The sequence below is a fragment of the Ferruginibacter sp. genome, from assembly GCF_031430955.1.
GTDB lineage: Bacteria > Bacteroidota > Bacteroidia > Chitinophagales > Chitinophagaceae > Ferruginibacter.
The window spans coordinates 1-4,863 of sequence record NZ_JANPCM010000279.1 but is presented as its reverse complement, the minus strand read 5'-3'; the positions used below and the strand labels follow the sequence as shown (position 1 = coordinate 4,863).

The following is a 4,863-nucleotide window of genomic DNA, read 5'->3' as shown; positions in this document are numbered from 1 at the left end:
CGCAAATACGCTGGCATTTAATCTGAGCAATCCTGATACCTATCTCAACCAGGGTAAATATCCATTCTTTAATGTTAGCGGCTGCAGTGCCGGTAATTTTTACAGCTTCGATCCTACACGTGTTGCCGGCAGCATGTCTTTATCAGAAAAATATATTTTTACCAAACAAAAGGGAAGTATCGCTTTTTTTGCAGATACTCATTTTGGTATTGAGCCTTTTCTTGATTATTACAACACCAGTTTCTATAATGAATTTTGTAAAAAAAATTATGGAGGAACTGTTGGCGACCAGGTTAAAAAAATTACGCAGAATTTGGGTGGCAACAATCCATCGCTTGATTATTTCACCAGGATACATTTGGAAGAATTAGCACTGCACGGCGATCCGGCTTTAAGGTTGTATGCCCATGAAAAGCCAGATTATATTATAGAAGAGCAACTGATAAAAATAAGCCCTTCAATAATTTCTGTTGCAGATAATAGTTTTAACGTTAACGTAAAAATGCTCAATATTGGCATGGCCATTAATGATTCTATCAGGGTTACCATAAAACGTAAACTGCCAAACGACAGTATTAAAGTTTTATACAACCAGCTTATACGTGCAATGAAATACAGCGATTCGGTGGCTTTGGTAGTACCCATAAATCCCGGAACTGATAAAGGGCTAAATAAAATAATTGTTACGCTTGATGTAGATAACAGGGTGTCTGAACTTTCTGAATTGAATAATGGGGCAGAAAAAGAATTTTATATTTATGAAGATGAATTACGTCCGGTATATCCCTATAATTTTTCTATCGTTAATCAGCAGAACCTCACTTATACTGCAAGTACAGCAAATCCTTTGGGGGCCATGCGGCAGTATGTGATGGAAGTTGACACTACAGAACTTTTCAATTCTTCTTTCAAAAAAACATTTAATGCCTCAGGTGTTGGGGGGGTGGTGGAATTTAAACCCACCAATATAACTTTTACCGACAGTACAGTGTATTACTGGAGAACTTCTACAGTGCCTGTTGGTAACGCAACAATTATTTGGAACACAGCATCTTTTGTGTATTTACCTGCTGCTACCAATGGGTGGAATCAGTCGCATCTTTTTCAGCATTTTAAATCAGCTTATAGTAATATATCTTTAGACAGTACATCAAAAGCTTTTAAGTTTAATCCAAGAACAACAATTATTGTTTCTAATACTGGAATGTATCCTACAAGTTTAGCCGAGGGTAGTGAATTTAATTTGCAGATTAATGGGGCTCAGTATATTCAGGATGACTGTGGTGTTGGAAGAAATTTGATATTCTATTTATTTAATCCGGCTTCTTTAGATCCTGTCCTTAATGCTCCGGTAAATACACCTGGTCGGTATGGCAGCACTATGCCTTGTGCACTCAGTACAGTAAATCAATTCTCTTTTGATTATGGTGTGCCGGGAGCCGGTGGTAAAGCGGCTCGTAAGTTAATTAAAGATTTTATGGATTCAATTCCTTCAGGTTACTATGTTATTGTAAAAAACTCAATACCTGCTGCAGCTGCAGCCCCTATTTGGTCATTTGCTAACGACTGGTTATTGGACGGTCCCGCAGGCACCACATTAACTGATAAATTAAAAAATGAAGGCTTTGCCTCTATAGATTCTTTTAACAGGGCTCGTTGCTGGACATTTGCATACAAGAAAAATGATGCCGCAAATTTTGCTCCTCAATATAGTATGAGCCAGGGAATCTTCGATAAAAATTCTTTAGAGTTTAATATTTTTGGTAAGCAGGCCGAAGGAACAATAACATCGCCTGTTTTTGGGCCATCAAAAAAATGGGAATTTTTGCACTGGCGTGGCAGCAGCCAGGAAAATCCAACGGCTGATATAACCAATATAGGGGTTTATGGAATTAATAATGCCGGTTCAGCAACACTTTTAAAAACTATTACTTCTGCGAGGGATACCACTTTAGATTTTGTTGATGCAAACCTGTACCCTTACCTACAGTTAAAAATGTACAACAGCGATTTTAGTGTGGCAACTCCTTACCAGTTAAATTACTGGCGTGTTAACGGACAATTGGTTCCCGAAGGCGCTGTGGCAGCCAATATATTGTATCAAATGAAAGATACTGTAGATCAGGGTGAAATAATTGATTTCAAAGTAGCGTTTAAAAATATTAGCCCTGCAAAGTTTGACAGCGCTATGAAATTTAAAGCGGTGATAACTGATTACAATAATCAACCACATCCTTTAACAGTTCCAAACGGTAAAATACTTATAGCAGGCGATACGCTCAGTATCCGGTTTAAAATTGATACTAAGGATTATCCCGGAAACAATACTTTATTTGTAGATGTCAATCCTAATAACGACCAGCCTGAACAACTGCATTTTAACAATGTACTGTTTAAAGATTTCTTTGTAAGGCCGGATAATTTCAATCCTTTGCTTGATGTAACTTTTGATGGAGTGCACATTTTAAACAAAGATATTGTAGCGGCTAAGCCACACATCTATATAAAGTTAAAAGATGAAAATAAAACATTGGCCTTAACCGATACTGCATCAATAAAAGTACAGGTGCGTTATCCTGATAATACTTTACACAGTTATAATTTTGGCGATACCATGCGTTTTAACCCTGCAAATTTGGGCGCAGGGGAAAACAGCGCAAGTATTGATTTTATGCCTTATTTTCCTTTAGATGGCGATTATGAATTAATTGTTTCAGGTAAAGATGTAATTGGTAATAAAGCAGGCTCTCTGGACTATCATGTTATGTTTAATGTTATTAACAAACCCATGATATCAAACCTGCTTAACTATCCTAATCCGTTTACCACATCCACAGCATTTTTGTTTACGGTAACCGGCAGCGAAGTGCCGCAGAATATAAGGATACAAATTTTAACCATTACAGGTAAAGTGGTAAGAGAAATAACTAAAGATTAATTAGGTCCGTTGCATATTGGAAGTAACATTACCGATTTTAAATGGGATTTTACAGATAGGTATTGTCAAAAACTGGCCAATGGAGTTTACCTGTACAAGGTACTCACCAACCTTAATGGAAAATCGTTAGATAAATACCAGGCAGATGGTGATAAAACCGATAAGTATTTTAACAAAGGATATGGTAAAATGGTGCTTATACGCTAAGGGTAAATAATTTTATTTATATGAGGCTGCAAATTAAGCAGCCTCTTTTTATTTGTTATAAGTGGCTATTTTTGACGTATAAGTAAAATGGATACCAAAATATATTTTAAAAACCTGAACGGGCTAAGGTTTATAGCAGCATTAATTGTACTGCTCAGTCATGTGCCTCAATTAATAGGCGCATTTGGTATTACTCAAAAATTCAATCCTTTATTTTCTTTTCCTGTAAGTGCCGAATTAGGAGTTATACTCTTCTTTGCACTCAGCGGTTTTCTAATTACTTATCTCTTATTAACCGAACAGCAATTAACTGCTACTATTAATGTAAAAGCATTTTATATCAGAAGGGCTTTAAGAATATGGCCGCTTTATTTCCTTACTGTTGCACTGGCTTTTTTTGCTTTTCCATTTATAGATTTTTTAGTTTTTAATGGATACAGCGCAGCAGTTATCTGGTCAAGATTATCACTAAAACTTTTTTTCTATTGCATTTTTATGCCCAATATTGTAATGGATTTTTTAGGATTTATACCTTATGCCACACATAGCTGGACGATTGGTGCCGAGGAACAGTTTTATTTTATTTGGCCTGTATTATTTAAAAAGATAAAAAACAAAATAGGCATTTTTGCAGGCGTAATAATTATTTATCTGTCTATTTATTATTTGCTGCGTTATTTTCCCGGGCAAAATAAGTACAGCAAAACCGGGTTTTTAATCTGGTCACGGTATCCAATAAGCTGTATGGCTATAGGGGGTGTTTATGCATATCTTATTTTCATAAAAAATAGTATTGCTCAAAAAATAAAGCAACTCTTGTTTGCAATGTGGTTTCAGCTGGGTATGCTGGGTATACTCGTTTATTTTAGTGCAATGGGATATAATTTTAATTTTTTTAATAACGAAATTTATGCCGTATTGCTGGGGTACCAGGTATGTAATTTTGCTGCTAACCCTAAACCTATCTTTAGTTTGGAAAATAAATTATTTACCTACCTTGGAAAAATTTCTTACGGTCTTTATATGTTTCACCCTTTGGCAATCATATGTGCAGTAAAAATTTGCTTGGTGCTTAATTATACAAAAAGTATTTTAGTTTACCCTTTAACTGTTGCTGTGGCAATTGCACTGGCTGCACTTTCTTACCAGTTTTTTGAGAAATATTTTATAAAGAAAAAAGTAAAATACTCTGCTGTTGTAAGTGGCGATAATGTGAAGTAAAATGACCTTTCTTTTAAAGTTTTAGTTTCAAATTATAACAACTGTTATTCATTAACTTTGCAAAAAAAATACATGGCTAAAATAGCTATCAATATAGCCACTGGCAGTTTGCAGCAAAACGAAATTATTGTTGGTATCGATTTAGGCACTACCAACAGCTTGGTGGCCATTATACATCCCGAAAGTAAAAAACCTGTAGCGCTTAAAGAACATAACAGCAGTTCGTTGGTCCCTTCTGTTATTCATTTTGGTAAAGATGGAAATTTGATTGTAGGCGACGAAGCAAAACAATATTTAATTTCAGCCCCTGCACATACAATTTTTTCAGCAAAGCGCTTGATGGGTAAAACATACAATGATGTTGCAGTAAATGCATCTTCTCTTGCGTATAAAATTATTGATGATGAAGGCCGGCTGGTTAAAGTTCAGGTGGAGGATAAATTTTATTCTCCTGTAGATCTCTCGTCGCTTATTTTAAAGCAATTAAAAACACAGGC

General features: G+C 35.6%; 4 protein-coding genes. All 4 read left to right on the top strand.

Features of this window, described 5'->3' with window-relative positions:
* Positions 1–2,938, top strand: a 2,938-nt coding sequence (locus ACY65O_RS07890) for a C25 family cysteine peptidase (protein WP_462220310.1), incomplete at its 5' end; no start/stop codon positions are given.
* Positions 2,939–2,947: 9 nt separating this feature from the next.
* Positions 2,948–3,145, top strand: coding sequence for a hypothetical protein (locus ACY65O_RS07885; RefSeq protein WP_462220309.1), 198 nt, complete (start codon positions 2,948–2,950; stop codon positions 3,143–3,145).
* 87 nt (positions 3,146–3,232) lie between these two features.
* On the top strand, positions 3,233–4,366 hold the full coding sequence (locus ACY65O_RS07880) for an acyltransferase family protein (RefSeq protein ID WP_462220308.1): 1,134 nt from the start codon (positions 3,233–3,235) through the stop codon (positions 4,364–4,366).
* Positions 4,367–4,438: 72 nt separating this feature from the next.
* Positions 4,439–4,863: Hsp70 family protein (locus ACY65O_RS07875; protein WP_462220307.1), on the top strand; the 425-nt coding region annotated here is incomplete at its 3' end.

Bases quoted from the DNA above. Each gene is read 5' to 3' on its own strand.
- ACY65O_RS07880 (WP_462220308.1), top strand. From the start codon at position 3,233: ATGGATACCAAAATATATTTTAAAAACCTGAACGGGCTAAGGTTTATA.